This is a genomic window from Alcanivorax profundi (assembly GCF_003597125.1).
Taxonomy (GTDB): Bacteria; Pseudomonadota; Gammaproteobacteria; order Pseudomonadales; family Alcanivoracaceae; genus Alcanivorax; species Alcanivorax profundi.
The window spans coordinates 432524-457099 of the sequence record NZ_QYYA01000002.1 but is presented as its reverse complement, the minus strand read 5'-3'; the positions used below and the strand labels follow the sequence as shown (position 1 = coordinate 457099).

28 protein-coding genes are annotated in these 24576 nt (G+C 59.1%); 21 read left to right on the top strand and 7 right to left on the bottom strand.

Features of this window, described 5'->3' with window-relative positions; translation table 11 throughout:
• The first annotated feature begins 32 nt into the window (after positions 1 to 32).
• From D4A39_RS07355 to D4A39_RS07345, 3 genes are read left to right on the top strand one after another with little or no spacing between them, the layout of a single operon-like run.
• Positions 33 to 824: a helix-turn-helix domain-containing protein gene (locus D4A39_RS07355; RefSeq protein WP_022985691.1), complete on the top strand. Its 792-nt coding sequence runs from the start codon at positions 33 to 35 to the stop codon at positions 822 to 824.
• Positions 825 to 845: 21 nt separating this feature from the next.
• On the top strand, positions 846 to 1712 hold the full coding sequence (locus D4A39_RS07350; RefSeq protein ID WP_119917790.1) for an enoyl-CoA hydratase-related protein: 867 nt from the start codon (positions 846 to 848) through the stop codon (positions 1710 to 1712).
• Between the two features lie 53 nt (positions 1713 to 1765).
• On the top strand, positions 1766 to 3037 hold the full coding sequence (locus D4A39_RS07345; protein ID WP_022985689.1) for an O-acetylhomoserine aminocarboxypropyltransferase/cysteine synthase family protein: 1272 nt from the start codon (positions 1766 to 1768) through the stop codon (positions 3035 to 3037).
• Here D4A39_RS07345 and D4A39_RS07340 read toward each other — a convergent pair whose 3' ends face one another.
• Positions 3038 to 4006, bottom strand: a complete 969-nt coding sequence (locus D4A39_RS07340; RefSeq protein ID WP_022985688.1) for an AraC family transcriptional regulator — start codon at positions 4004 to 4006, stop codon at positions 3038 to 3040.
• A gap of 136 nt (positions 4007 to 4142) precedes the next feature.
• Here D4A39_RS07340 and D4A39_RS07335 point away from each other — a divergent pair, with 136 nt between their 5' ends.
• The 6 genes from D4A39_RS07335 to D4A39_RS07310 all read left to right on the top strand — a co-directional run bounded on the left by D4A39_RS07335 (position 4143) and on the right by D4A39_RS07310 (position 9500).
• Complete coding sequence (locus D4A39_RS07335; RefSeq protein WP_119917789.1) at positions 4143 to 5435, top strand: flavin-containing monooxygenase; 1293 nt, start codon at positions 4143 to 4145, stop codon at positions 5433 to 5435.
• 1 nt (position 5436) lies between these two features.
• Positions 5437 to 6357 carry a bile acid:sodium symporter family protein gene (locus D4A39_RS07330; protein ID WP_022985686.1) on the top strand — a complete coding sequence of 307 codons (921 nt, stop codon included), beginning with the start codon at positions 5437 to 5439 and terminating at the stop codon, positions 6355 to 6357.
• The gene (locus D4A39_RS07325) at positions 6354 to 7298 is read left to right on the top strand and encodes an SDR family oxidoreductase (RefSeq protein WP_119917788.1); all 945 of its coding nucleotides are present in this window, start codon (positions 6354 to 6356) and stop codon (positions 7296 to 7298) included. Before D4A39_RS07330 ends, D4A39_RS07325 begins: the two co-directional genes overlap by 4 nt.
• The gene (locus tag D4A39_RS07320) at positions 7295 to 8086 is read left to right on the top strand and encodes an SDR family NAD(P)-dependent oxidoreductase (RefSeq protein ID WP_022985684.1); all 792 of its coding nucleotides are present in this window, start codon (positions 7295 to 7297) and stop codon (positions 8084 to 8086) included. The genes D4A39_RS07325 and D4A39_RS07320 overlap by 4 nt, the downstream gene beginning before the upstream one ends.
• A gap of 3 nt (positions 8087 to 8089) precedes the next feature.
• Positions 8090 to 8827 (top strand): sulfite exporter TauE/SafE family protein, encoded by a 738-nt coding sequence (locus D4A39_RS07315; RefSeq protein WP_022985683.1) that lies wholly within the window; start codon positions 8090 to 8092, stop codon positions 8825 to 8827.
• Positions 8828 to 8909: 82 nt separating this feature from the next.
• Positions 8910 to 9500 (top strand): GNAT family N-acetyltransferase, encoded by a 591-nt coding sequence (locus tag D4A39_RS07310; RefSeq protein WP_022985682.1) that lies wholly within the window; start codon positions 8910 to 8912, stop codon positions 9498 to 9500.
• A 239-nt stretch (positions 9501 to 9739) separates the two neighbouring features.
• Here the strand turns inward: D4A39_RS07310 and D4A39_RS07305 are convergent, their stop codons facing one another.
• Together D4A39_RS07305 and D4A39_RS07300 are read right to left on the bottom strand one after the other, a co-directional pair.
• On the bottom strand, positions 9740 to 10372 hold the full coding sequence (locus tag D4A39_RS07305; RefSeq protein WP_022985680.1) for a class I SAM-dependent methyltransferase: 633 nt from the start codon (positions 10370 to 10372) through the stop codon (positions 9740 to 9742).
• Between the two features lies 1 nt (position 10373).
• A complete protein-coding gene (locus tag D4A39_RS07300; protein WP_022985679.1) occupies positions 10374 to 11465 on the bottom strand; it encodes an alpha/beta fold hydrolase in 1092 nt (363 codons plus the stop codon).
• Positions 11466 to 11633: 168 nt separating this feature from the next.
• Between D4A39_RS07300 and D4A39_RS07295 the strand changes: the two genes are divergently transcribed.
• A complete protein-coding gene (locus D4A39_RS07295) occupies positions 11634 to 11873 on the top strand; it encodes a hypothetical protein (protein ID WP_022985678.1) in 240 nt (79 codons plus the stop codon).
• A 69-nt stretch (positions 11874 to 11942) separates the two neighbouring features.
• On the opposite strand, the gene D4A39_RS07290 is transcribed toward D4A39_RS07295, so the two are convergent.
• A complete protein-coding gene (locus D4A39_RS07290; RefSeq protein WP_022985677.1) occupies positions 11943 to 12650 on the bottom strand; it encodes an HNH endonuclease in 708 nt (235 codons plus the stop codon).
• 387 nt (positions 12651 to 13037) lie between these two features.
• Here D4A39_RS07290 and D4A39_RS07285 point away from each other — a divergent pair, with 387 nt between their 5' ends.
• From D4A39_RS07285 to D4A39_RS07265, 5 genes are all read left to right on the top strand, one after another.
• The gene (locus D4A39_RS07285; RefSeq protein ID WP_119917787.1) at positions 13038 to 13649 is read left to right on the top strand and encodes an uL29 family ribosomal protein; all 612 of its coding nucleotides are present in this window, start codon (positions 13038 to 13040) and stop codon (positions 13647 to 13649) included.
• 2 nt (positions 13650 to 13651) lie between these two features.
• Positions 13652 to 14245, top strand: a complete 594-nt coding sequence (locus D4A39_RS07280) for a hypothetical protein (RefSeq protein WP_022985675.1) — start codon at positions 13652 to 13654, stop codon at positions 14243 to 14245.
• A gap of 79 nt (positions 14246 to 14324) precedes the next feature.
• Entirely contained in the window at positions 14325 to 14612 is a 288-nt protein-coding gene (locus D4A39_RS07275) for a hypothetical protein (RefSeq protein ID WP_119917786.1), read from the top strand.
• Entirely contained in the window at positions 14609 to 14866 is a 258-nt protein-coding gene (locus D4A39_RS07270) for a hypothetical protein (protein ID WP_022985673.1), read from the top strand. Before D4A39_RS07275 ends, D4A39_RS07270 begins: the two co-directional genes overlap by 4 nt.
• The gene (locus D4A39_RS07265; protein ID WP_119917785.1) at positions 14863 to 16473 is read left to right on the top strand and encodes a PepSY-associated TM helix domain-containing protein; all 1611 of its coding nucleotides are present in this window, start codon (positions 14863 to 14865) and stop codon (positions 16471 to 16473) included. The genes D4A39_RS07270 and D4A39_RS07265 overlap by 4 nt, the downstream gene beginning before the upstream one ends.
• Before the next feature lie 77 nt (positions 16474 to 16550).
• Here D4A39_RS07265 and D4A39_RS07260 read toward each other — a convergent pair whose 3' ends face one another.
• Entirely contained in the window at positions 16551 to 17834 is a 1284-nt protein-coding gene (locus D4A39_RS07260; RefSeq protein WP_119917784.1) for an OmpP1/FadL family transporter, read from the bottom strand.
• Positions 17835 to 18133: 299 nt separating this feature from the next.
• A complete protein-coding gene (locus D4A39_RS07255; RefSeq protein WP_119917783.1) occupies positions 18134 to 19036 on the bottom strand; it encodes a fatty acid desaturase family protein in 903 nt (300 codons plus the stop codon).
• A gap of 67 nt (positions 19037 to 19103) precedes the next feature.
• Here D4A39_RS07255 and D4A39_RS07250 point away from each other — a divergent pair, with 67 nt between their 5' ends.
• Entirely contained in the window at positions 19104 to 20171 is a 1068-nt protein-coding gene (locus D4A39_RS07250; RefSeq protein ID WP_233552437.1) for an AraC family transcriptional regulator, read from the top strand.
• 223 nt (positions 20172 to 20394) lie between these two features.
• Here D4A39_RS07250 and D4A39_RS07245 read toward each other — a convergent pair whose 3' ends face one another.
• Positions 20395 to 21279, bottom strand: a complete 885-nt coding sequence (locus tag D4A39_RS07245; RefSeq protein WP_119918018.1) for a helix-turn-helix transcriptional regulator — start codon at positions 21277 to 21279, stop codon at positions 20395 to 20397.
• A gap of 159 nt (positions 21280 to 21438) precedes the next feature.
• Between D4A39_RS07245 and D4A39_RS17955 the strand changes: the two genes are divergently transcribed.
• The 5 genes from D4A39_RS17955 to D4A39_RS07220 all read left to right on the top strand — a co-directional run bounded on the left by D4A39_RS17955 (position 21439) and on the right by D4A39_RS07220 (position 24565).
• Complete coding sequence (locus D4A39_RS17955; protein WP_233552436.1) at positions 21439 to 21762, top strand: hypothetical protein; 324 nt, start codon at positions 21439 to 21441, stop codon at positions 21760 to 21762.
• Between the two features lie 12 nt (positions 21763 to 21774).
• Positions 21775 to 22218: a hypothetical protein gene (locus D4A39_RS07235; RefSeq protein WP_119917781.1), complete on the top strand. Its 444-nt coding sequence runs from the start codon at positions 21775 to 21777 to the stop codon at positions 22216 to 22218.
• A gap of 87 nt (positions 22219 to 22305) precedes the next feature.
• Positions 22306 to 22656: a helix-turn-helix domain-containing protein gene (locus D4A39_RS07230; RefSeq protein WP_119917780.1), complete on the top strand. Its 351-nt coding sequence runs from the start codon at positions 22306 to 22308 to the stop codon at positions 22654 to 22656.
• Between the two features lie 15 nt (positions 22657 to 22671).
• Entirely contained in the window at positions 22672 to 23676 is a 1005-nt protein-coding gene (locus D4A39_RS07225) for a hypothetical protein (RefSeq protein WP_119917779.1), read from the top strand.
• Between the two features lie 235 nt (positions 23677 to 23911).
• Positions 23912 to 24565, top strand: a complete 654-nt coding sequence (locus tag D4A39_RS07220; RefSeq protein ID WP_199699431.1) for a HEPN domain-containing protein — start codon at positions 23912 to 23914, stop codon at positions 24563 to 24565.
• Positions 24566 to 24576 lie beyond the last annotated feature (11 nt).

Sequence of the window (24576 nt, the reverse complement as noted above, 5' to 3'; positions counted from 1 at the left end):
GCACATTGTCCGCCCGGCTCCGGGCGGGCATCATGACCGGCATGTCTACACTGTCGCCGGTATCCGACCCCCGTCTGTTGTCCCCGCTCTATGTCTGGCGCGGGGGCTGGCTGGCCGTGCTGTCGAATATGGCCAATCAGCCGCACCGGCATGTGGCGGCGTCGCTGTTGGTGGGGCTGCAAGGGCCGCTTAATGTCACCGTGGATGGTCGGCGACTCGATCAGCAGATCGTCCTGGTTCCCCCGGAGCAGACCCAGACCCTGCACAGTGAAGGGCCGGTCGCAGTCATTCACCTCGATCCAGATGAACCTGCCTGGCGAGGGCTGTCCGCTGGCATGGGGGGACACCTTCAGCAGATTTTGTTGACTGCGTTGCCTCCCCTGGCAGAAGCGCAAGCGCACCCCGACAGTGTGATTCGTTTGCTGGCCGCCATTCGCGACACCGCCACTATTCATCCACTGGACCCACGTGTGGCCAGCGCCTGCCGGGTGCTACGCGAGCATGAGGAGGTGGATCTGGAGCAGCTGGCGGAGCAGGCCAACCTGTCAGCGTCCCGCTTTCGGCGTCTTTTCAGTGAGCAGTTGGGCGTCACTTTCAAACGATTTGTGCTGCACCTCAAGAGCCAGCGGGCGCTGGCGTTATGGGAAAGCGGCATGACCCTCACCGAGCTGGCGGTGGCCGCTGGTTTTTACGATCAACCCCATCTCAACCGGACGCTTCGGGCCATGTTCGATGCCCTGCCATCGCGCTATGCTCGGGGGCAACCGGTACAGGTAGTGCCGCTTTCTGTGCCCGAGGGCATCTCTCAGACACGGCCGTCCTGACAACAACAATGCGGAGTCATCATGGATTACAAGGACATCAAGACCGAGCTTTCCGAGAACATTCTCACCATTACCCTTAACCGCCCCGAACGACTGAATGCGTTTACCCTGCGCATGAAGGATGAGGTGGTTCATGCATTGAATTACGCCGACAGCACCGATGAGGTGCGTGCGGTCATCGTTACCGGTGCCGGCAAGGTGTTTTGTGCCGGCATGGAGATGGAGCCGGAGGATGGCGGCAACCTGTTTGGTTATGACGATGCGGAAGGGATGGATCCGCCGCTTGAGCAAATCCGGGACTCCGGTGGCGAGCTGTCACTTGCCATTTATCAGTGCCGCAAACCGGTGATTGCCGCCATTAACGGTGCTGCCGTGGGGGTGGGCATTACCATGACCCTGCCCATGGACATTCGACTGGTGGCAGAGAACAGCAAGATCGGTTTCGTCTTCACCCAGCGAGGCATCACCCCGGAAGCCTGTTCCTCCTGGTTCTTGCCCCGGGTCGTCGGCATGCAGAAAGCGCTGGAGTGGGTGATCAGCGGTGACATTTTCATGGCCGAAGAAGGCGTGGAAGCCGGCCTGTTTCACAGTGCCCATGACAAAGGCGAAGTGCTGGATGTTGCCCGCTGCATGGCGCGCAAGATGATCGCCAAGAGCTCCCCCATCGCTGTGGCACTGGCCAAGCAGATGTTGTGGCGCAACCCTAACTTCAGTCACCCCGCTGAAGCACATGTGGTGGAATCCAAAATGATTTACTGGTCTAACGAGTTCTGGGACGGCAAGGACGGTTTTACCGCGTTCCTGGAAAAACGTGCACCCCGTTTCGAGACCGCTATGGCGGACATCCCCAAGCAGTTCGATTTCTGGAAAGAGCCTGAGATAGAATAATTTTTTTGCCGCATTTGTGGCGTTTGCGTGAAAAAGAGAGAGGACCGACCATCATGAAGAAGGAAACCCTGTCGATACACGGGGGCTTTGCGGGCGACCCGCAGACACATGCGGTGGCTGTGCCCATGTACCAGACGACCAGCTATTATTTTGATGATACCCAGCACGGCGCGGATCTGTTCGATCTGAAAGTGCCGGGTAACATTTACAGTCGCATCATGAATCCGACCAACGCCGTGCTGGAAGAACGTGTTGCGTTGCTGGAAGGGGGAATTGCTGCGCTGGCAATGGCGTCTGGCATGGCGGCCATTACGGCTACCGTACAGACCCTCGCCCGTACGGGGGACAATATTGTGTCGGTCAGTCAGTTGTACGGCGGAACCTACAACCTGTTTGCCCATACCTTGCCGAATCAGGGCATTGAAGTGCGCATGGCCGATGGCCGGAATCCTGAAGCCATTGCCGCCGCGATTGATGACAAGACCAAGATGGTGTTCTGCGAATCCATCGGTAATCCGGCCGGGAATGTGGTGGACATGGCGGCACTGGCGAAAGTGGCCCACGATGCGGGCGTGCCGTTAGTGGTTGATAACACGGTTGCCACCCCGGCGCTATGTCGCCCCTTTGAGCATGGTGCTGATATCGTCGTGCACTCCCTGACCAAATACATGGGCGGGCATGGAACCACCATTGCCGGTGCGATTGTTGATTCCGGAAAATTCCCCTGGAAAGACAATCCGCGTTTTCCGCAATTCAACCAGCCTGATCCCAGCTATCATGGCGTTGTCTATGTGGAAGCCATGGGGGAGGCGGCCTTTATCGGTCGCGCGCGTGTTGTCCCGCTGCGCAATATGGGAGCGGCACTGTCTCCCATGAATGCCTTCCTGATTCTGCAGGGCATTGAAACCCTGTCGCTACGCATGGAGCGTCATTGCGAAAACGCAATGAAGGTGGCGGCGTTTCTCCGGGACCATCCGAAAGTGAGTTGGGTGAACTTCGCCGGGCTGGATTCCGACAAGGACCATGCCCAGGCGAAACGCTATATGGATAACGGTATACCCTCCTCGATCCTCAGCTTTGGTGTCGAAGGTGGCCGCGATGCTGGTGCCCGGTTTATTGATGCCCTGGAGATGATCAAGCGATTGGTGAATATCGGTGATGCCAAGTCTCTTGCTTGCCATCCGGCGACCACAACCCATCGTCAGCTCAGCGATGATGAACTTAAGAGTGCCGGAGTGAGTGCAGATCTGGTGCGGTTGTCTGTCGGCATCGAACATATCGATGACATTCTGGCCGATATAACTCAGGCGCTGGAAAAGGCCTGATTATTGTTGCTCACGAAACTGGGCCGGCGTCATGCCGGTCCAGCGTTTGAACGCTTTCGAAAATGCACTCTCATCCGAGAAACCCAGTTGCTCCGCAATATCACTGAGTCGCTGGGCGTCCTGTAGTTTTTTTTCTGCCAACCCCTGAAGCAAGCCGTCGCGAAGCAGTTTGAAACTGGTGCCTTCCTCTCCCAGTTTGCGCACCAGATGGCGGCCGCTCATGCCCAGGGTGTCGGCCACTTTCTCCTTGCCCCAGTGGGGGTGCTGGCGGAGCTGTTCAGTGACCTGGGCACTGAGAGACTGGTCGCCGAGAGATTGCAGCAATTGGTCTGCAAGGGTGCGCAGGTGTTGGCACAGGGCAGGGTTGGCGTAGATCAGCGGCAGGTCCAGATCCGTGACCGGGATGATCAGGGTGTTGTGGTCACACAGAAAGCGCACATCGCTCAATCCCAGCAGCGACTCATAACGGCGATTATCATCCAGGGCAGCATGGGTGAAGTGCAGGCTGTGGGCAGCCAGTTTGTTGCCTGTGGTCCAGCGGGACAACTGCAGAAGGGTTGCCATGGCAGCCTCGACCCGTTCCGCCTGTCGAGTCTGGTACTGCGGCAGGTAATGGATAATGCAGCGGTCAGCGTCTTCGTGATACTGAAAGTGCCCCCCCTCCCCGACGATGGGGTAGTAGTCGATCAGGCTGTCGAGTGCGTCCCGTACCGTCTCACAGCTCATCAGCACCATACCGGCGGTATCCAGGTGCCCGACTTCCATGGCCAGCCCGAATTGTACGCCGACCAGTGGATCGTCCGCCTGGGTGCAAAAGCTCTCCCATATCTGCCCCTGCAGTTCCAGGCTGACCCGTTCCTGCGAGGCAAACCCATTGCGCAGCGCGTCAGGCAGGGCAAACCCCAGCGTTTCTGCCGCCTGGCTGATGGCCTGGGTAAAGCGCACTGTGACTGTGGGGCTGTGAGGCATGGTATGGCGGTCCTGATTTAACCGTGGACAGGTCCTGAATTAGCCGTGCGAGGGAAGACTCTCACACCTAGGCTGGACATCATACCAAACTCTGAGCCTGGCTCAGGGAATTCTAAAAAGAAGACTCGGGACAGTTATGTACGCAGTGATAGGTGCCGGCCCAATGGGCTTGGCCACGGCCAGAAACCTGAAAAAGTACAATATTCCTTTCATCGGTTTCGATCTCAACACCGATGTAGGCGGGCTCTGGGACATTGATAACCCCCATAGCACCATGTACGAATCTGCTCACCTGATTTCGTCGAAGGCCATGACGGAATTCAGGGAATTCCCCATGGGGGACAAGGTCGCGACCTACCCTCGGCATAGCGACATGCGTGATTACTTCCGTCGTTATGCAGAGCATTTCGATCTTTACGATTGCTATGAATTTTCTACGCGGGTCGAAAAGGTTGAGCGTGAAGGGGAAGGCTGGAATGTCACTACCTGCTGTAACGGGGCAAGCCAGACTCGCCACTTCGACGGCGTGCTGATCGCCAATGGCACCTTGCACAAGCCCAATATGCCCAGTTTGCCTGGCAAGTTTGAAGGCGAGCTGATGCATTCCTGTGACTACCGCAAGGCAGACATATTCGAAGGCAAGCGCGTGCTGGTCGTCGGTTGCGGCAACTCCGCCTGCGATATTGCGGTGGATGCGGTACACCGCGCTGCCAGTGTGGATATGTCGGTACGCCGTGGCTATTACTTTCTGCCCAAGTTTATTGCGGGCAGGGCCACCGACAGCATTGGCGGAAAAATCCCGTTGCCACGTATCGTCAAACAGAAAATCGACGCAGCCCTGATCAAGCTATTGGTCGGCAAGCCCAGCGATTACGGCCTGCCGGATCCTGACTACAAACTTTATGAATCCCACCCGGTGATCAATTCCCTGGTGCTGCACCATATTCGCCACGGCGATATTACCCCCCATGGCGATATTGCCGGCATTGTTGGCAAGACGGTGACCTTCGCCGACGGCCAGTCCCGGACTTACGATCTGATTTTGATGGGCACAGGCTACAAGCTGGATTACCCCTTCATCGATGCACAGGAGCTCAACTGGCAAGGGGCGGATGCGCCGCAGTTATACCTGAATGTGTTCCATCCCCAACACCGTAACCTGTTCATGATGGGCATGGTGGAAGCCGCTGGGCTGGGTTGGGAAGGGCGCAACGAACAGGCGGAAATGGTGGCGCTGTATTTGCGTGCCCGTCTGGATGGCAACCCGCAGGCGCAGTCGCTGGAGGAGAAGGCCACGGCAGAGGCCTCACGCAATCTGGATGGTGGATTTGACTATCTGAAACTGGCACGCATGGCGTACTACGTGCATAAGGATAGCTACCGCAAGGCGGTTAATGCCCACATCACCCAGCTGAAGCAGGGGGTGTGAGATGGAGGTGCATTTCGGCAGCGAGAATCTGCTGATTCTCAACGTTATTCTGGCATTCATGATGTTTGGCGTGTCGCTGTCCCTGACGGGGGACGATTTCCGTCGAGTGGTACAGCGACCGGATGCGCCCATCGTTGGGCTGCTGGCGCAGTTCGTGTTGTTGCCTGCCGCCACCTGCCTGACCACCTGGTGGTTCGAGGTTGATGCTGAACTGGCGCTGGGCATGATTCTGGTGGCGTCCTGCCCGGGCGGCTCGTTTTCCAACATCATGACCTGGCTGGGGCGGGGCAATGTGGCGGTTTCGGTGAGCATGACCGCCGTGTCCAGCCTTGCTGCCATGGTGATGACGCCCTTCAACTTTTCTCTCTACGGTTGGATCAATCCCCATACCCGACCGATTCTTACCGACATTCAACTCGACAGCCTGGAAATCCTGATGCTGGTCGTGCTGGTGTTGGGTTTGCCTCTGGTCATCGGCATGGCTGTGGGCAAGGCGTTCCCGGCGTTTGCCCGGGGCGCCCAGAAACCCATGCGCTATATCACCCTGCTGGTGTTGTTGTTGTTTGTGGGTGTGGCCTTCGGCAATAACGTGGATGTGTTTCTGGCCACCGCCGACCGCATTGTGGGGTTGGTGGTACTGCAGAATCTGCTGGCCTTGGGGCTGGGCGCTTTTGCGGCCGGGTTTACCGGCTTGCCGCGAGCCGACCGCCGCGCCATTACCATGGAAGTGGGCATTCAGAACTCCGGACTGGGGCTGGCCATTTTGTTTACCTTTTTCCCGGACGAAAGCGGCATGATTCTGATTGCTGCCTTCTGGGGGGTATGGCATCTGGTCAGTGGACTGGTGCTGGCCGGGATCTGGTCACGACAGACTGCGCGTGGTGAAGCCGGGGCCCGTCAAACTGAGGGAGAATCATCATGAATCATCCTTCGCAGCGGCGGATCCTGATTACCGGTGCAGCAGGGTATATCGGCCGCCAGCTGGCTCGTCGTCTGGCGTCGGAACACGTTGTTGTTGGTGTGGATATTCGCCCGGATGACAATGCGGATTTTCCTTTTTATGTGCGGGATATCCGCGACCCTTCGCTGGGTGAGCTGATCCAGAAACATGGTATTGATCAGGTAGTTCACCTGGCGGCGGTACTGGAAGACAGCGGTGATCGCGAGCGCGATTTCGACATTGATGTCAACGGCACTCGCAATGTGCTGGATGCCTGTATCGCCTCTGGTGTACGCCAGTTGGTGGTCACCAGTTCCGGGGCGGCTTACGGTTACCATGCGGACAACCCCGAGTGGATCAATGAAGACGCCCCCCTGCGGGGCAACCCTGAATTTGCGTACTCGGACCACAAACGCCAGGTCGAAGCGCTATTGGCGGATTATCGCCAACGGCATCCTCATCTGGGCCAGCTGGTGTTGCGACCGGGCACCGTGCTTGGTGCCAATACCCGTAACCTTATTACGCGTCTTTTTGAGGGCCGAAGTCTGTTGGCGGTCGCCGGTTCTCCGTCACCGTTTGTGTTTATCTGGGATCAGGATGTGTTGGCGATTATCGAAAAAGGTGTCACAGAAGAACGCAACGGCTGTTTTAATCTGGCCGGCGATGGGGCGCTGACAATCACCCAGCTCGCAGCCATCTTGCGCAAGCCGGTCGTTACGGTTCCTGCCTGGGCGATTCGTGCAGGGTTGGCGGTGGGGCATGCGCTTCGCCTCACCGGATATACCCCGGCGCAAGTGAATTTTCTTCGCTATCGGCCGGTGCTGGGTAACCAAAAACTGAAACAGGAATTCGGTTACCTGCCGAAGAAATCGTCGGAGCAGACCTTCCGGTTCTGGCTTGCCTCCAGGGAGTCAAAGGCATGAAAACCGTATTGATTACCGGAGCCGCGTCGGGCCTTGGCTGGGCGCTGTCGCAACAGGCGTTTGCGTTAGGTTATCGGGTGATTCTTGCTGACATGAACGAAGTATTGCTTGAAGCAAGAGTCGAAGCGCTGGCTGCCCGGGATGCCGAGCGTGTGACCAGTCGGGGGCTGGATGTCACCAACAGTGATGCCATCACTTTGCTGGTGCCCTGGCTGGAAAAACACGGTGGCCTGGATCTGCTGATCAACAATGCCGGCATTACCCATCGTTCGCTGGCCGAAAAAACGGCCATGAGTGTGTTCCAAAAAGTCATGGCGGTGGATTGGCAGGCACCGGTGGAGCTGTCTGTGGCCTGTCTGCCCCTGCTGAAGAAAAGCCGGGGAGGCATTATCAATATCGGTTCCATGGCGGGCTGGATGCCGGTGCTGGGGCGGGCCGGTTACTGCAGTGCCAAGAGTGCGTTAGGGCAGTTCTTTGAAGTTATGCGCGGTGAAGTGTCCCGCTATGGCATCCATATTCTTATGGCGTACCCGAGTTTTCTGGACACCCCCATCGAGAAAAATGCTCTGGGTCATGATGGCAAGCCTGCAGCGCATGCCCGCTCCATGGTGGGCAATATGCGAACCCCTGAATGGATGGCCGAACAGGTTTTTGACGCCTATGGAAAAGGCCGCAAGCGACTGTTCCCGGACCGGTTTACCTGGTTTGCCAGCGTGCTCTGGCGTGTTGCGCCGGATCTCTACCAGCGTTTGATGCTGCGCAAGTTTGCCAGCGAGCTGGAGCAATAACGGATGGACCTGCTTGCCTCTCCCTGGCTGCTGCTGGGGTTGTTCATTTTTCTCGCCTTTACCACCGAAGCGATGACCGGCTTTGGCAGCATTGTGATTGCCCTGTCACTGGGCGCGCTGGTGTTGCCGATCCCGGAGATCCTGCCGGTACTGGTGCCATTGAATATCGTCATGAGTGGCACCCTGAGTTGGCGTCACCGTCATGCGATCCATTGGCCAACCCTGTGGAAGCTGATCCTGCCGTTAATGGTGCTCGGCACTCTGGCAGGTTACGGGCTACGGCCGTGGCTGGGGGAGCAATTGCTCAAAAGCGGGTTTGGTTTGCTGGTGCTCTGGTTCAGCAGCCGTGAACTGTGGCGCATGTATCGTGGCCTGGCGGTCACTGCGCATGGTGGGCTCTGGTCCCGTGGCTGGATGTTGATGGCCGGGGTGACGCATGGCCTGTTTGCGTCGGGAGGGCCACTGTTGGTGTATGCGCTAAGCGGCCTCAAGCTCGACAAGCAGCGCTTTCGTGCCACCCTGATTCTGGTCTGGCTGGCCTTGAACAGTTTGCTGACAGCTGTGTTCCTGCTGGATGGCACCTTGCTGCCCGCCCTGCCACGCATCGCTACCCTGGTTCCGGTGGTGATCGCGGCGATGCTGGTGGGCGAGCTGCTCCATCATCATGTGAATGAAGCGCGTTTCCGTCAGGCAGTGTTCGTGGTGTTGTGGTTCACTGGCGTGATCCTGGCCTGGCCCTAGCCGCGCCCCCTTGCTCTTTTCCTTTGCGCGGCCATCGTGCTATTGATTCCCTGTCCCATTGTCAGAGTTACAAGGAGAGGGCATGTCGTCAGTAGAAATTCGTCCGGTGACCGGTATCGCCGTCGAGCCCTGGCTGGATGAATTGGCCAAGCTTCGCATCGAAGTGTTTCGTGATTTTCCGTATTTGTATGAGGGTGACCTGGCCTATGAGCGCCGCTATCTGGACCGCTATGCGCAGTCCGATCAGAGCGTGTTCGTACTGGCGCTGGAGTTCAACAAGCTGGTCGGGGCGGCGACAGGTTTACCGCTGCGCGAGGCAGACGATGAGTTCCAGGCGCCGTTTCGTCAGTTGGGGGCAGAGATCAATACGGTTTTCTACTTTGGCGAATCCGTGCTCAAAAAAGAGTGGCGTGGTCAGGGGATTGGGCACCGTTTTTTTGATTTGAGAGAGCAGTACGCGGAAGATTTTGGTTATCGCCATACCGCTTTTTGTGCAGTACAGCGCCCCGAAGATCACCCGGCTCGCCCCGAAGGCTACCAGCCGCTGGATCTGTTCTGGCGTGGGCGTGGCTATTTCCCCCAGAACCAGTTGGTGGCGCATTTTGACTGGACCGATATCGGCGAGGCAGCGCTGTCACGCAAGCCCATGCAGTTCTGGCTGCACAGCCTTTAGAGTGCCAGAAGTGGGTGGATTGACCATAAATATTGCATATACCCCATTTGGGTGATGTGGGGGCGTTTTGCCATTCCCTATACTGACTTCGGGGTAATAGGGGATATCAAAAAAATGGATCAGCAATATAAATTTTCCACCTGGTATGAACGCGCACTGAAGTCTGCTCTGGTGGTCCTGCCGCTGGCACTGGTTGCGGTGACGGTCGCGATTGTTGTCGCAGGCTAGCCTGGCGCCGTTCAGGGCCGTCTGCGCATCAATACCACCGGGTTGCCCGTCAGGTGCAGCTCCCAGCCCTGTGTGTCTGCCAGCCAGGCAAAGGTTGCCGGTTGCCAGAAGCAGACATGCGTCGGGTCACGGCGGTAGTGCCAGCGGGCAAAGGCGTGGTCGTCGGTTAGCCAGCGGGTCATCAGGCCCAGCCAGCCCCCGGGGCGAACGTGGTCGGCAAACCAGGCCCACTCACGGGCCGGCTGGTGCAGGTGCTCAATAACTTCCGTGCAGGTGACAAAGTCATACTGTGGGGCCAGTCGCGTTTCGTCTTTGGCGTAAATCGGATCCCAGGTGCCGCAGGGGTAGCCTCGTTCCGTCATCATGGCGGCCAGGGCCGGTCCGGGCCCGCAGCCAAAATCGAGGCCTTGCGCACCCGGCGACAGCTGTTCGCAGAGCGGGTCGGCCAGTTGTGCCAGAAAACGCCGGTAGCCGGGATCGTCCGGGCGGTTGTCGTGCAGGTCGTACTGGCCTTTTTCTTCGTCGGGGCCGGGTAGCCTGTCGGGGTGCTCGAAGGTCAGTTGGCAACACGGGCAGCGAAAGTAGTCGCGGCCGTCCACCTGCGCAAAAGGGTGCGCGTCACCGGCGCACAGGGTGCACTGCATGTCAGTCCTCAAGCCAGCGCTGCACCCGGGCATAGGTGCGGCTTTCTTCTATCATGGTCATATGCCCCATCTGGTAAAACAGTTCCCGGGTCAGCAGCGGGGCATCCGGGTACAGGCGCGAGGCCAGGGCGCTGTCCACCGAAACCAGCCAATCGCCCCGTGGGGCTGGATGTTCCGGTTCGCTGACACTGCCAGCGATAAACAGTTGTTTTACTTCCGGGTCCAGCGGCACCTTGGCGCTGGGGCGGGTGTCGTCCAGGGGGCGGTCACGCCACTGCGCTTCCAGTACATAGCCAAAGCGCAGATCGCGGATCCCGTCAGAGCGCAGGTTGCCCAACCGCATCAGCGGACGTGACCAGGGTGTGGTGGCCAGTAGCCGGTTGGCATTGTTGCCCACTCGCTCCAGCAGCGCGCCCTGATGGGGCGAGCCGAGACAGGCCAGATGGCTGACCTTGTCGGCCCAGCTGTCGCCGCGCTCACGGGCCTGGTGCAGGGCGCTGCGAGCGACCAGGCCGCCCATGGAATGCCCCACCAGAATGATGCGTTCGGGCAGGGCGGTATGGGCCAGCAGGCCCGCCAGCTTGCGACCATTGTCGGAGATATGCAGGCCTGTGTTATAGCGCAGATAACGCACATCGGCGTTAAGTTCACGGCGCACCCATTGGCTGAAGCTGTCGGCAGCCGGATTGTTCCAACAGGAATCATTCATGCAAAGGCCATGAAGGAACAGCACCAGGGTGTCGCCTTGCAGCTTGCCACTGGGCAGGAGGGTCATCGGCAAGGCGTAATGGCTTTGTTGCTCAACCAGTAACTGACCAAACACGCCATTGAGGATGCTTTGCAGGTCGAGGCTGTCGCGTAGTTCACGGCCGGGGTCGGCCGCCAGATCGGCCAGCCCGGCAAGATTGCCCGCCTGCCGAAAGCCGTAGCGCACCAGGTTATAGACCATGGGGGCCGGGGTGTACTCCTGGCCACGCAGGCCAAAAGGGTTGGCGACACTGCCATGAATATCCTGAACGACCTGGGTGATCTCGTTGCCGAAGCGGGTCACCAGCTGAGCCAGTCCGCCTACTTCCCGTCCAATTCTTTTCATTATGTGTAATCCGTTTGCCCCGCGATGAGAGGGATTATCTTACCTGTCACTGCGGGATTCGTAAGGCATCGTAAAATGCTGTGCAAGTGTGCCCTGGCCCGTGGCCAGCGTTTTATTCAGGCGTTACTGTAGGCATCGTTTTCAGCCGAAACATCAAGGAGTGACATTATGCGTACTTTCGGTAAAGCGGCACTGGCCGCCCTGTTTGCTTCCACCGCTTTTCTGGCTGCCTGTGACGCCAACGACGGCCCAGCCGAAGAAGCTGGCCAGAAGGTGGATAATGCCATCGAAAAGATTACCCCGGATAGCAAAGGGCCGATGGAAGAAATGGGCGAGGATATGGACAACGCCTATGATAATGCCCAGGAATCTGTGGAAGACATGAAAGACGCAGCAGAAACCAACTAATCGGTTCACTGCCAAAAAAGCCGCCTCAGGGCGGCTTTTTTTATGCCTGTGTGCGGGCATGGTCGTCCCCTAATCTGCGGCACAGCGTGCGAGCAGTTGCGTCACCACATCCTGCTCGGCTGGAGTGACCATCAATTGATAGCGCTGTTTGATGGCCGACCAGCGTTGTCCGTATTCACACCAGTAAGCGTGATTGGCAGGTAGCCACTGGTCCGGGCTGCTGGCTCCCTTGCTACGGTTGGTGCTGGCCGATACCACCAGAAGATTGTCCGGATCGTTGGCAAACTGGCGCCGCAAGGCGTCATTCCACCGGTCGCCACCATGGCCATGGGCATGACGCAGCGGCACGATGTGGTCCACATCCAGTTGTCGGGCCCGGGTAAAGGTGTGCCCGCTGTAGGGGTCGTACCAGCGGCCGCTTGCAACAATGCAGTGATCCTTGCGGGTAAAGCTCACCGGTGTCTGGCTGGCGCGGATCAGTGCTTCCGCCCGGCTGTCCTGACAGTCGCCATCCTCATCGTCCCAGTGGGGCCAGTCGCCGCGGTCATAGAGCGTGGAAAACGCTCGCCCGGCATCGCGGGCTTGTTGTTCTGCCTCGGCCTGTTGCTGGTGTTGCTGGCGGCAGACATCGGTGTGGCAGTGATAGGTGTCGGTTTTGCGGTCCGTATGGCCGCCGTGTGCGTCCAGCCCGCCGGGATGGGCATGCACGAAAAGGGGCGGGCTCACCGCCAGAACGCCACCCAGGGTGAGCAAGAGAAAGGCACGGGGCAGGGACAACAGAGCGACTCCAGAACAACAGTGCGGTACGACTTCCGGCTGGCAGTGTGATGCGTAGTTAGCACCTGCGAGCAGGATCGAGAGTAAGAGATTATCCTTATTAAATAAGGGGGATATCTTACATCAGGCCACAAAAATGTGATGCAGTTCCGCGTTGTTATCATGGGGGATACAAATGGCAACGCGGGGCAACACATCGGTACGCTTTGCCTCTGTGGACCGCATTCAGTGATCGTTAAAGTGTGTGCCATCGCGACGCTGAACAGGGATTGGCTTCCGGCAGAGGGTGCCGGGGACGACAAGGCATTCTTCAGGTCGCCCAGGTCGAGAGATAACGACCAATTTCATGATTTCAGGGTTGTGCGGGCATTGAGCAGGAGTCCCGGTATGGCAGTAGTTTGCTCTCAGAATTCGGCGCCTCGGGAGCGTCTGGCAGGTCAGGCGGTGGCCCATCGCCTGCGTGCACTGAACGAATACCTGGCGTTGTATCGCGCCACCCGCGCCTCCGGTGGTGAGGCGCACACCACTCAGCGCATTCGCGAGCTGCGCAGTGATGTGGCGCGCCTGCGCGCCTGGGGCTGGTACCTGTCTGCAAAAGAGCGGGGTGCCAGCTGGATTCCGGCCTTGCAGCGTTTGGCGGCAGCGCTGTCCGTTTTGGTGTCTGTCAATCTGGTGGCCCAGCGCCGCCACCCCCGTGGGGCCGCCTTGCAGCATCTCAGCAGCTACAGCCTGGTTGAGCGGGCCTACGCAGCGCTGGAAGACGACACCCAAGGGCAGCTGCTGACTCTGCGGCTGGCGCAGATGCAGCGCCCGGCACTGGATTACCAGCGCAATATCGACATTCTGGATGCCCGCCTGGCGGATCTGGCGGCTCTGCGGCTCAATGGCTTGCCCGAGCCGGGACAGGTGACGGTGGTATGCCATGTGCTGCGTGGTGTCATGGCTGTCGGTGGTGCCCTTGGCTTCTCCTTTCCCTCTGCGCAACCGGTAGATTCCTGAGTATGGAAGCAATCAAACAGGTCCTGCCCTTGCTGGACGGCATGCCCCGGATCTTTTCCCTGTCGGATCTCAAGCAGGCGATCAGCGAGCAGGAAAGTGCTCTCGATGTGGCGCTGCGTTGGCTGGAGGCGGGTGTGATTCGCCAGGTCGCCCCGGCCCGGCCGATCTTCTACCGGGTCGTGTTGGGTGAGCCCCTCACCGATGCGGAACGCTGCGCGGCCCTGTTACGCACCTTCCCTTCGGTAGTGATGGTGGCCGGCTCGTCACTCTGGCGGCAGGGGATCAGCGTACAGAAAGATGCCCAGCTGGAGTGCTGTATCACTGCGCAAGAGGTGGAGTGTTCCTTGCCCGGGGTCGTGCTGCGTTCCCGGCCAGGCAAATGGTGGGCGGTGATTCGACACGCGGAAGGTGTGGCAGGGGATTACCATGGCATGGCGATGCTGACCCCGGAAATGGCTGTGGCGGATGCGGCGGCCTTCAGGGATGTGTGGATGCCTGACCGCGAGGGTATCGACTGGACGCGCCTGTCTACCGCACGGCTCAGTGTGGCCTCCGAAGCCCTGGCGCCGCTGCGTGTAGCCGAACTGGCAGAGTAATCCCGCCTGGCCCTGTCATTGACCCGTCACGGCCAACCATTATTAAATGAGAACCATTTCCTGTCTTTGGTTCTCATCTATGTGGGTAGCAGCACTCCCGGCCTCACTCGCGGCCGTTGTTCTCTTTTATCTCTCAGACCGTCAGCAGCGCTGGCTGGACCAGCCGCTGCCCGGCGTGGCGCGCCTGCTCGCGTTGTTGCTGGCGCTGGCCGGCGCGGTGCTGTGGGTCATGGCGCTGGGCCTGGGCGTTGGGCTGATGGTGGCCCTGTGGCTGCTGACCCTGCCTGCACTCCTGATGGCCTTGTTCGCAGGCCATCATCGCGATACGTTCCAGAAAGTCTCCGGCAAGATGGGGCGCAACCCATGAGAGCCTTATTCGGCGTGTTGTTGAGTCTGCCATTGTCGATGATGTTGATGGGGCTGGCTGCTGCCTGGGTTCCGGTGCCCTGGAACAGCTGGCTGGTACTGCAATTGATCATTGGCATGCTGCTGTGGATGAGCCTTAGCTTGCTGGTGGCGCTGCCCGAAAAAGCGTGGCCGCCCCTGGTGGGTCTGCTGGTGGCGAATGGCATCGTCTGGGCGACCCTGCAAACCACCGGTATTTATGGGGGGGCCGCATGAAGGCAGATCGTCTACGCCGTTTTATCGACCTGCATGCCTGGTTGGGCATGGTCAGTGGCTTGGCCCTGTTTGTGGCGTTTTTTGCCGGGGCAATCAATGTTTTCCATCACGAGCTGCATCACTGGCAGGAAAGCCACCACGGCCATGAGCAGGCAGCCGGCCCGGCGGACCCGGACCACTTTCTGCAGCAACTGATTACGCGGTTCCCGGCGTCGGCCGATCGCATGTATTTCCTGCCCGATGAAGACCCCGGGGCCATGTGGTTTCAGCCCGGCGAAGACGGTGCAGCGGGGGAGTGGCGCACGGCCCATGCCTCCAACTTTGCAGAAGATGGCAGCTTCACGCAGCAGCCGGGTTCCGAGCTGGCGGATTTTGTGAATGAGCTGCACTACGAGTTGGGCATTCCCGGTAACGGTGGCCTGATCAACATCGGCATGACGCTGATGGGGTTTGTTGCCGTGCTATACGGGGTGGCCCTGTTCAGCGGGCTGATCATCCACTGGCCCAAAATCCGCAAGGAACTGTTTGCCCTCAAGCACCAGGGCAACCTGCGTCGCTACTGGAAAAACCTGCACAACCTGATTGGCATCATCAGCTTCCCGTTCCACCTGATCATGTCGGTCACCGGTGCTGCCATGGGGCTGTTTACGGTCATGGCCATCGTGCTCGGTTTGCTGGTGTTCGGTCCGCAGCTGCAAGGGGTGATCCAGAAGGAAACCGACGTCTGGCCGCCGGTGCAAAGCCAGGGGGAGACCCTCGCCATGGCGCCCATGGCGGATTACCTGGCGGCGGCCAATAACGAGTTGCCTGGCATGGACGTGGGCTGGGTGGAAATTCGAGGCTACGGGGATGCCGCAGGCTGGATGGATGTGGCCGGTTCGCAACCGGGCTTCCTTGGCCATCATGTGCATGTGGTGCTGGATAACACCATGAAGCCGCTGCGTATCAGCGCCCCGGGCGAACGCACCTTCAACTTTGCGGCGATTTCCCCGGTCTATTCCCTGCACTTCGGGGATTACGGCGGCGTCTGGGTGAAGCTGTTGTACTTTGCCATGGGGCTGCTGGGGTCGTTGCTGTTTGTGTCCGGGAATATCCTGTGGTGCGAGCGGCGCAGTGACCGTGTTGGTCCGTCACGCGGCTCGGCCTTCCTGCTGCGTTTGACCCTGGGATTGTGTTTCGGGGTGGTCAGCGGCATCGCCTTCAGTTTTCTGGTCAGCAAGCTGCTGCCTTACACGCCCTGGGCCGCGTTGGTGGCATCGGCCGAGCGGCAAATCTTCTGGTGGGTGTTGGTGGTGCTGGTGTTGTGGAGTCTGCGTGCTTCGCCGCTGCGTTTCAGTGGCCTGTGGCTACGTATCATGCCGTTCCTGTATCTGGCGATCCCACTGGCGCAGGTGGCAGTGGAGGGCAGTCATGCCTGGCAAGAACCGGATGCCCTGCTGGTAAACCTGGTGGTGGTGGCCGTGGCGGCGTGTTTGTGGGGGGTACGTGCCCAGTTTCGCAAGCGCCTGCGACTGGCAGAGCCGCATCCGTTGTGGGTGGGTAAGGTCACCCGCGAGCATCCCAAGCACCTCACCGAGACCGAGCTGGAAAATCAGGGCGCGAGCTGACGCCGGCAGCGCTCACGCCGAAGCATAAAAAAACCGGGCAGTGAGCCCGGTTTTTTTATGGCCGTTGCTGAAGCTGATCAGAAACGGTAGGTGGCTTGCAGGGCCAGGCCGTGAGCGCTGTTCTCGAAGTCGGCGCTGTAAGTGTCCTGGTTAACCTCGCCTTTTTCTTCATCAATATAGGCATAGGCCGCATCAAGGGTCAGGTCGTCAGAGACGTTCCAGCCGGCACCCAGGGTGTAGATATCGCGGTCGCTCACCGGAATCCGCACGGTACGGTGCTGGTCGTTGGTGGGGGACTCGTCAAAGGCATAGCCGGCGCGGATCACCCACTTCGGGTTCAGCTGGTAGGCGCCGCCCACGGCGAACGACCAGGTGTCTTCCCACTCCAGTTCTTCGGTAATGGTGCCGAAGCTGGACTGGAACATGGCATTCACGCCGCTGTTCTCCACTTCGATACCTTCAAGGCGGCTCCAGCGGGTGAAGGTGGCGCCAGCGTACAGTGCCAGTGCGTCAGTGGCCTGGAAGCTGAAAGAGGTATCCACGGATTCCGGCATGGTGATGTCCAGTTCCGCGTCATACTTGCCGTCGATGGCAGGCGCCACGGGGGCGGGGGTGCCGCTGATGGTGGTGTCACCTTCCAGGGAGTAATCGACCTTGGAGTGGTAGGTCAGGCCCCAGTCCAGTCGGTCGGTAATGCCGAACAACACGCCCAGGTTGTAACCGTAGGCAATGTCGTCCCCTTCAATTTCTACATCAGCGTCAGACATGGCGGCCAGAGCCGGGTTGAAGGCGGCGGCCGGCACGTTGCTGGTCAGCTCACCAGAGATGTGATTGATGGTCGGGCCAAAGCCCACAGAAACGCGATCGTTGAAGGCGTAGCTGACGGTGGGCTGAATGGTGACAACCTGCACCATGCTGGTGACGCCTTCATAGCGACCTTGCCAGCCATTCTCGTAGTCGCTTTCCACGCCGAACGGTGCATACACACCGATACCGGCGTGCAGTTTGTCGCTGATCGGGGTGACGTAGTAGCCGAAGGGAATGGTGGAAAAGGGCACCATATCGCCATCGTTAGTGCCGGACACGGGCAGGCCGGGGGCCAGTTGCCCTTCGGCATCGCTGATATCGGTGCTGGCATCAATAAAGGCCAGGCCGCCGGACACCTCGGCACGTTCCAGGCGGCTCATGCCCGCCGGGTTGCCGAACAGGGTGCTGGCATTGGCAGCAGTAGAGGCGCGACCTGCGTAAGCCGAGCCTGCACTGGAGGCGCTTTGCTCATTCAGCGCCAGGCCATTGGCCATCGCCTGGGTAGAGGCAGCAGCAATCGCTGCGGCCAACACGGCTTTGTTTGAATACTTCATGATAACTTTCCCGAGTTATGTGTTGTGGCGCGCGAACGTTATCACTGTGAAACATTTAATTACAGATGGCGAAGATCAAAAAATGCACCATTTGTCGTCAGATGGCCGGTAAAATCTGTAAACATGGTGTTTAAATCCTCGAAGATGGTTCACGTTTACATTGTATAATGTAGAGATTGTGCAGCAATTAGGCGGCGACGGTTATCTTGCGGGTTGCCAGGTCCAAATGGTGGACCTGAGAGCGGATTACTCCGGAAGCGTTCCGGGGCGGATTATGGATTGCGCCGTCAAACGTGGTATCAGTCAGCGCCTTCAGGTAGGGCTGTCGCGGCCACCGGCTCACGCGAAAAAATGCCGATAATCGGGGTGCCCTGGGCCTGCAGAATGGGTTCGATATCCCGGTGCAGGGCGTGGTACTGGTAAAACGGCACGCGCGGAAAAAGATGGTGAATCGAATGCAGGTTCTGACCCAGCCAGAACCACTCCAGCGGTTTCATCCAGCGCGGCATGATCAGGCTGTTGGTATTGCGGTAACGCTCGCTCACCTTGTACGGGTGGTGCGGGCGGTAGGCAAACCAGTAGGCAGTGAACAACCCGCCCGTGTAGTAACCCAGCAGCAATACTACGGCAGTGCCCGGCTGATCCACCATCACCAGAAAGGCAATCCGCCACCCCAGCGACACGGCCAGCTCGCTGCAGTAAATCAGTTTCTCTTTCAGCGAGGCGCTGCCCCAGCTGTGCTGTACAAAGAACGTATTCTGAATCCACTGAAAACGCAGCCCGGCGATGATCATCGCCAGCGGACTTTTCTGCATCCCGCTGACCACAAAATCCGGGTCCTTGTCCGGCTGGTTGGTATAGCGGTGGTGCGTGAAGTGCTCGATGCGGTGCGAGGCATAAGGAATCGCAATGATCGGCGCCACCAGATAACCGCACAGGTCGTTGATCCACTTGCGGCGATCGTCCTGGCCATGAATATTGCCGTGGGCGGCTTCGTGCAAGGGCGTGTAGGACATATACGTCAGCGCCGCCACCAGCAGGAAGGCAGGTAAGGCAGGCAGGGAGCCATTGGCAAACAGTAACAGCGTGGCAACAAAGGCCACCACCACGGCCAACGTGAGCGCAATTGTCGGCCACGCGGTTTTGCCCATATAGTGTTTCGCGCAGGCAATGGCCTGTTTGTTCAAGGTTGCCGGGTCCATGGTGCTGCCTCTGGTGGTTATTATCGTTTCAGACTAGGCCGGCACCCCCACAATCAGAATAGCCGCCGTGGCCAATCACCCTGCAGAAGTGGCCAGCGCTAGCGGCGGAACAGCGGAACGGGCAATGCAACACAGCGACGACACCCTCCACCCGGTGGCCATCAGCCAAGTGATGCTCAACTTTGCCCAACGCCATGGCATCGACAGGCAGACCTGCCTGCTCGGCACCGGCATAGCCGATGATGCCCTTTCCAGCGGAGAAGGATTGGTCACCCGCACCCAGGAAATGCGCCTGATCGAAAACCTGATGCTGGCCCTGCCGGACGACGGCGCCTGGGGCTTCGAACTGGGCCTGCAATATCACCTGGCCACCTTCGGGGTGTGGGGCTTCGCCCTGCGCACCTGCAAGACCCTGCGTGAAGCGGCCATCCTGGGGGTGCGCTATCTTCCTCTCAGCACCGCCTACTGCCGCATCGAACTGGTGGAAGACGACGACACCTTCGGCATCACCTTCGACCCGGATCCCATCCCGGCGCACCTGCGCCAGTTTCTGCTCGAGCGAGACATGGCCACGGCCCTGAACCTGGTGCGGGAAATTACCCTGCAAGGCGTGGATTTTCGCGCCATCGACCTGACCGGTCAGCCCGATGTCAGTGCCCGGGTCATCCAGGAAGAATGTGGCGTGCTGCCCACCTTCGCCGCCCGCAGCAACCGCATCCTGGTGAACCGCGCCGGCGCCAGCCAGCCCTTCCCTGGTTACGATCCGGTGCTCACCCGCATGCTCGAACAGCAATGCCAGCAGCGCATGGACACCGTAGAAAACAGTGGTATCGCCGGCAAAGTGCGCCAGCAACTACTGGGCGAACTGGGCCTCGGCGCCACCCTCAACGACATGGCCAGCGCCCTGGCTCTGTCCTCACGCAGCCTGCGCCGCAAACTGGAACAGGAAGGCACCAGCTACCGCGACCTGGTAGAAGAAGAGCGCCGCCAACTAGCCCTGCAACTCCTCACCAGCACCACCATGAAAATCGAAGAAGTCGCCGCCCACCTGGCCTACACCGACGCCGGCGGCTTCGTCCGCGCCTTCCGCCGCTGGCAAGGCTGCTCCCCCAGCGAATATCGGGATAAGCACTAACACAAACCTGAATGGCTCCCCCAGCCACTGTAGGAACGGCGCTTGAGCCGCGAACCTGAGCGTCAGCAAGGGAATCGAAAAGCCGCCCAAAGCCCCGGACTATCGAGCCCTTGTGGGAGCGGTGGTTCCACCGCGAAAGGGTTGGATGGCAGCGGGGCAGAGATCGCGGTCGAACGACCGCTCCTGCAGAGGGGCTTCTGCAGAAGTGTGATTAGCAGCGCGATCACCCCACCCACAACCACTGCTTCACCGCTTCATAATTCCCCAACACCACCTGCTGGGCCTCTGCCCCACGATGATCCTGATCATCCAGCCGCAACAACTGCACAATGTAGTTTGCCATGGCCGCCCGGCAGGGAATCGTTAGCACGCTCCGCCTCATCCCGTAATCTCGGGCAATCACTTTTTGCTGTGCATCGGACAGTCGAGGATCTGGCACCACCTTCAGGGTTAGTGATTTCTGCCAGGCCTTGTCCTGGTCAGCGCCCTGCTCGCCGGGCAGGGTGATCTCCGGCTTGTCCATGATGCGACTCAGCACAAAGTCCCGGTAATCACTGTTTTTTTCACACCAGGCACGCACATGCCAGCGCATGCCGTTATGCACCACCGTATGGGGCTGAATCACCCGGTACTCAGGATCAGGGTTGTTGAGCGAGGTATATTCAATCTCTACCCGCAATCCTTCCCGGCAGGCCTGCAAGATGGGACGTAACACCGCCGGGCGCAAATCCCGTGAGGGTGGCAGCAATACCTCAGTATTCAGCTCGCGTACATCCAGTGCCTCGAAGGCGCAGCTCAGATCTTCCCGGGCATGCATCATCTGCAGGTATTCATCAGCCAGGCCCCGAGTGAACACCGGCTTGAAACCGGTGGCTGGTTTATAGCCTTTGAGTGACAGGTCATACTCCAGATTGCCCGGCGCATACTCATTCAGATAAAGATTGATATCTTTGCTGGCCTGCTGGCGCCCAATGCCAAAGGCGCGCACCAGGTGATTGGTGGTCAGCCTGCCTTCCCACAGCGCAATCACTTCGATCAACCGGTACCGCAATAATAAATCCCAGCGCAGTGGCCAGTCCGCCGCATTCTTCCCTGCTGTACGTGCCATGTTGTGCTCCAAAAAGCGACACATGCCGAAAGGCGACATGTTCATGTAGTCAGTATTGGCATGACGATAGTAAATGCATAATGTGGGGCTGTCATCAAGGGTTTGATGAGGCCGTAGCAGGGATGCTGCACAGTCAGGCAATACAGGAAGTCAAAAGTTATGGCGAGTTGTTCACGGTGCGGTAAGGCAGGGGAAAAAGAGCCCGCCCAAGGCAAAGCGCGCAGTCTGGTCACGATTCCCTATGAACAAGGACTGGGGGCGGGTCGTATTCTGGTCTACTGCCGAGAGTGCTGGACCGAAATGGCGGAGCATATTGCCGAAGTCATTCCGCTGGAAATGGTCAGCCCCAGTGTGTTGCTGGATCTCTATCGCACCGGCAAAACCACTTCTGATCCGTTCACTGCCTGCCAGCTGGTGTTTGGCCATGCGGAGCCGGAGTTGGTGCGAGAGGCGCAGGCGTTAATCCATTCTCACTGCGGCTAGCTGGAGGCGACAATGAAAGATCTGAACTCTTATCTTCCCCTGGTCGTCCTGTGGGCCAAAAAGCACCACGACATGATCCAGGAGCAGGGCGCCGAGCTCAACGAAGAAGGTATGGAAATGGCCAGAAGCGTGGGCGTGGCAGAGCCCGAACGCATTCGCATCATGCTGGTGGACGAGATTCCCTTCCAGGAAGATCCGGTGGTCTACAGCCTGGCAAAGAGCGTCGGCATGCTCAGCGGCCAGGTCACGGGCATCACTTTCGGCCACTCCATCTACATCGTCAAAGGCTGCCAGTCCGCCCGACTCTACAGCCACGAATTCCGCCACGTGCACCAATACGAAGTGCTCGGCTCCATCGGCGCCTTTATGGATGTGTACCTCGAGCAGGTCATGACATTCGGTTACCACCAGGCGCCCCTGGAAAAGGACGCTCGCCAGTTCGAGACAGGGGCCTGACAGGTAGGTGCACCGCTCGAGGTGCGAAGCAGGGGGTGCGGGAGAAAAGGATTGACAAAAATGTAGTGTGTACTAAACACTACACAAATGAGCTTTGGCGACTACATACGACAGGCGCGACTTGCCCGCCAGCAAACAGATAAAGGCTACTCGCTGCGCCAGGTGGCAGGCAGGGTGGGCGTCGAGCCCGCGTACCTGTCAAAAATTGAACGCGATGTCTTTCCGCCGCCCTCGGAACAAATGATCGTGAACCTGGCGGCAGATCTCGGTGAAGACCCGGATGTGCTGCTGGCGCTGGCCGGCAAGCTCTCCAGTGAGTTGAGAGAGATTATCGTGCGGCGCCCACAATTGTTTGCCGAGCTCATACGGCAACTCAAGGACGCGCCTGACCATGCCATCCTGCGCATGGTCCGGGAAGTGACGGATGGGGACTGGTAAAAAGGATGAACCGACATGATTGAACTGAACGCTAACCAGCTGGTATTCCGGTTTCCGGAAGTGCACCCCCAGGCGGTATGCCGGGTGAACTTTCAGCGCACCCTGCGTATCCCGGATGACAATCGCGAATACGCTTTGCCGCCCGGCCTGGGGCGGTTTCCGTTGGAGCATGTGGAAGACCATGCCAAATCGTTGCCCGGGGATTACCAGAAGCGCGGCGGCGTGATGCTGCCTATGTACCAGGCAGAAGCGTTGTGGATCAGTTTTACTGGTGCAGGTGACTATCCTTTCCTCCTGAAAATTGCGGCGGGCAAGATCAACGCTGTCACCGGTGAACCTTGGCAAGATGCCGTATCCGATACTCCGCAAGACTACATCGTCACCCCGGATCAGCCCTGGCTGGATGGCTTCTGTATTCAGAAAGGCCTGATCCGTCAGTTCGTGGCCATGCCCCTTGGCAGTGGTTACACCGCCGAAGAGCAGTTAACCGGCGCGGCCGAGTTTGGTGGCCTGCAGATCATTGCTTACCCCATGAAGCGGGAGCGTTACGAGGCCATCAAGGCGCGTGAAGTCAACGCTTGCCGTTCAAGGAGCATGGACTCTTTCATGTGTGCTGATATGGCCATGGCACCTGGCATGGGGATGGCGCCCGGTGGGCTAATGAAGCAGACGATCCACAAGGACAAGCACGGCCTCGACGCCTGGGATCTGTCGCAGTCCAGCCGCTGCTTTGTGCACCTGCTCAACAGCCAGCAATGGCGGCAGGTCACCGGCAGCCAGCCACCATGCAAGCCGCCCACCGCCAGGGATTACACCGCCGCAGGCCTGCCCTGGTTCGAGCATTACGCAGAAGGCAAGCAGGCACTGGACGGTTCTGAAGTTCTGGCCGGCCTGGACAGCGTCGCCGTCAAAGGCATCAAGCAGGGCGAAACCCCGCTGCCAGACAACGACCCGCTACAGATCGGCAAGGTCATCAACCTGGGATCAGCCAAACCGTCAGTCAGCGAAGGCGACTGGTAACCAGCAGGCGAAGCACCCGTAGGAGCACTGCTCGAGGTGCGAACCGCCCGCCCGCAGGAGCCTGCCTGCAGGCGATCTTCCAACCTGACGGACCCGCTCATGAAAAAGTACCGCCGGACACTAGACCTTAAACCCGAATGTGATACTGTCCACAAAAATAATGAACAAGCTTCACTGTTGGCCAGGAAGGCGAAAATGACATCATTTTGATGTCATTCAGGGGAAAGGAAGAATCATGGCGATCGACTACAACACACTCAAAAACCGCCAACGGCAGGAACGCGACAGCTACCCGGACAACCTGGGCCTGCGTGTCCACCGCGCCCTCAGCTGGCTCCACCGCGCGGAGCAGGAAGCCGACCCCGACAGCCGCTTCATCTTCCTGTGGATCGCCTTCAACGCCGCCTACGCCAGCGACATCGATGATCGCGAAGGCCTCAGCGAACAGGGCACCTTCAACAGCTTCCTGGACAAGCTCCACGAACTGGATGCCAGCAAGCGCCTCAACGACCTGATCTGGCGCGCCTACCCCAACGCCATCCGCGTGCTGCTGGATAACCCCTACGTCTTCCCCGGCTTCTGGGACTACCAGCGCGACCTGAAAACCGAAGACCAATGGCAAGACAGCTTTGCCGCCGCCAAACGGGCCGCCAACAACGCCCTGGCCAAACAGGACACCACCCGCGTCCTCGCCATCGTCCTCAACCGCATCTACACCCTGCGCAACCAGCTCCTCCACGGCGGCGCCACCTGGAACAGCAGCATCAACCGCGACCAGATCCGCGACTGCGTCAACCTCATGGGCGAGCTGGTACCGGCGGTCATCGAAATCATGATGGATAGCCCGACTACCCTGTGGGGGGAAGCGAGTTATCCGGTAATTGAATAAGCATCAAATCC

Bases quoted from the DNA above. Each gene is read 5' to 3' on its own strand.
- D4A39_RS07275 (WP_119917786.1), top strand. From the start codon at position 14,325: ATGTGGGTAGCAGCACTCCCGGCCTCACTCGCGGCCGTTGTTCTCTTT.
- D4A39_RS07285 (WP_119917787.1), top strand. From the start codon at position 13,038: ATGGCAGTAGTTTGCTCTCAGAATTCGGCGCCTCGGGAGCGTCTGGCA.
- D4A39_RS07300 (WP_022985679.1), bottom strand. From the start codon at position 11,465: ATGAAAAGAATTGGACGGGAAGTAGGCGGACTGGCTCAGCTGGTGACC.
- D4A39_RS07330 (WP_022985686.1), top strand. From the start codon at position 5,437: ATGGAGGTGCATTTCGGCAGCGAGAATCTGCTGATTCTCAACGTTATT.
- D4A39_RS07245 (WP_119918018.1), bottom strand. From the start codon at position 21,279: ATGGCACGTACAGCAGGGAAGAATGCGGCGGACTGGCCACTGCGCTGG.
- D4A39_RS07320 (WP_022985684.1), top strand. From the start codon at position 7,295: ATGAAAACCGTATTGATTACCGGAGCCGCGTCGGGCCTTGGCTGGGCG.
- D4A39_RS07270 (WP_022985673.1), top strand. From the start codon at position 14,609: ATGAGAGCCTTATTCGGCGTGTTGTTGAGTCTGCCATTGTCGATGATG.
- D4A39_RS17955 (WP_233552436.1), top strand. From the start codon at position 21,439: ATGGCGAGTTGTTCACGGTGCGGTAAGGCAGGGGAAAAAGAGCCCGCC.
- D4A39_RS07315 (WP_022985683.1), top strand. From the start codon at position 8,090: ATGGACCTGCTTGCCTCTCCCTGGCTGCTGCTGGGGTTGTTCATTTTT.
- D4A39_RS07325 (WP_119917788.1), top strand. From the start codon at position 6,354: ATGAATCATCCTTCGCAGCGGCGGATCCTGATTACCGGTGCAGCAGGG.
- D4A39_RS07235 (WP_119917781.1), top strand. From the start codon at position 21,775: ATGAAAGATCTGAACTCTTATCTTCCCCTGGTCGTCCTGTGGGCCAAA.
- D4A39_RS07350 (WP_119917790.1), top strand. From the start codon at position 846: ATGGATTACAAGGACATCAAGACCGAGCTTTCCGAGAACATTCTCACC.
- D4A39_RS07255 (WP_119917783.1), bottom strand. From the start codon at position 19,036: ATGGACCCGGCAACCTTGAACAAACAGGCCATTGCCTGCGCGAAACAC.
- D4A39_RS07230 (WP_119917780.1), top strand. From the start codon at position 22,306: ATGAGCTTTGGCGACTACATACGACAGGCGCGACTTGCCCGCCAGCAA.
- D4A39_RS07340 (WP_022985688.1), bottom strand. From the start codon at position 4,006: ATGCCTCACAGCCCCACAGTCACAGTGCGCTTTACCCAGGCCATCAGC.
- D4A39_RS07225 (WP_119917779.1), top strand. From the start codon at position 22,672: ATGATTGAACTGAACGCTAACCAGCTGGTATTCCGGTTTCCGGAAGTG.
- D4A39_RS07345 (WP_022985689.1), top strand. From the start codon at position 1,766: ATGAAGAAGGAAACCCTGTCGATACACGGGGGCTTTGCGGGCGACCCG.
- D4A39_RS07310 (WP_022985682.1), top strand. From the start codon at position 8,910: ATGTCGTCAGTAGAAATTCGTCCGGTGACCGGTATCGCCGTCGAGCCC.
- D4A39_RS07335 (WP_119917789.1), top strand. From the start codon at position 4,143: ATGTACGCAGTGATAGGTGCCGGCCCAATGGGCTTGGCCACGGCCAGA.
- D4A39_RS07295 (WP_022985678.1), top strand. From the start codon at position 11,634: ATGCGTACTTTCGGTAAAGCGGCACTGGCCGCCCTGTTTGCTTCCACC.
- D4A39_RS07220 (WP_199699431.1), top strand. From the start codon at position 23,912: ATGGCGATCGACTACAACACACTCAAAAACCGCCAACGGCAGGAACGC.
- D4A39_RS07260 (WP_119917784.1), bottom strand. From the start codon at position 17,834: ATGAAGTATTCAAACAAAGCCGTGTTGGCCGCAGCGATTGCTGCTGCC.
- D4A39_RS07305 (WP_022985680.1), bottom strand. From the start codon at position 10,372: ATGCAGTGCACCCTGTGCGCCGGTGACGCGCACCCTTTTGCGCAGGTG.
- D4A39_RS07265 (WP_119917785.1), top strand. From the start codon at position 14,863: ATGAAGGCAGATCGTCTACGCCGTTTTATCGACCTGCATGCCTGGTTG.
- D4A39_RS07280 (WP_022985675.1), top strand. From the start codon at position 13,652: ATGGAAGCAATCAAACAGGTCCTGCCCTTGCTGGACGGCATGCCCCGG.
- D4A39_RS07355 (WP_022985691.1), top strand. From the start codon at position 33: ATGACCGGCATGTCTACACTGTCGCCGGTATCCGACCCCCGTCTGTTG.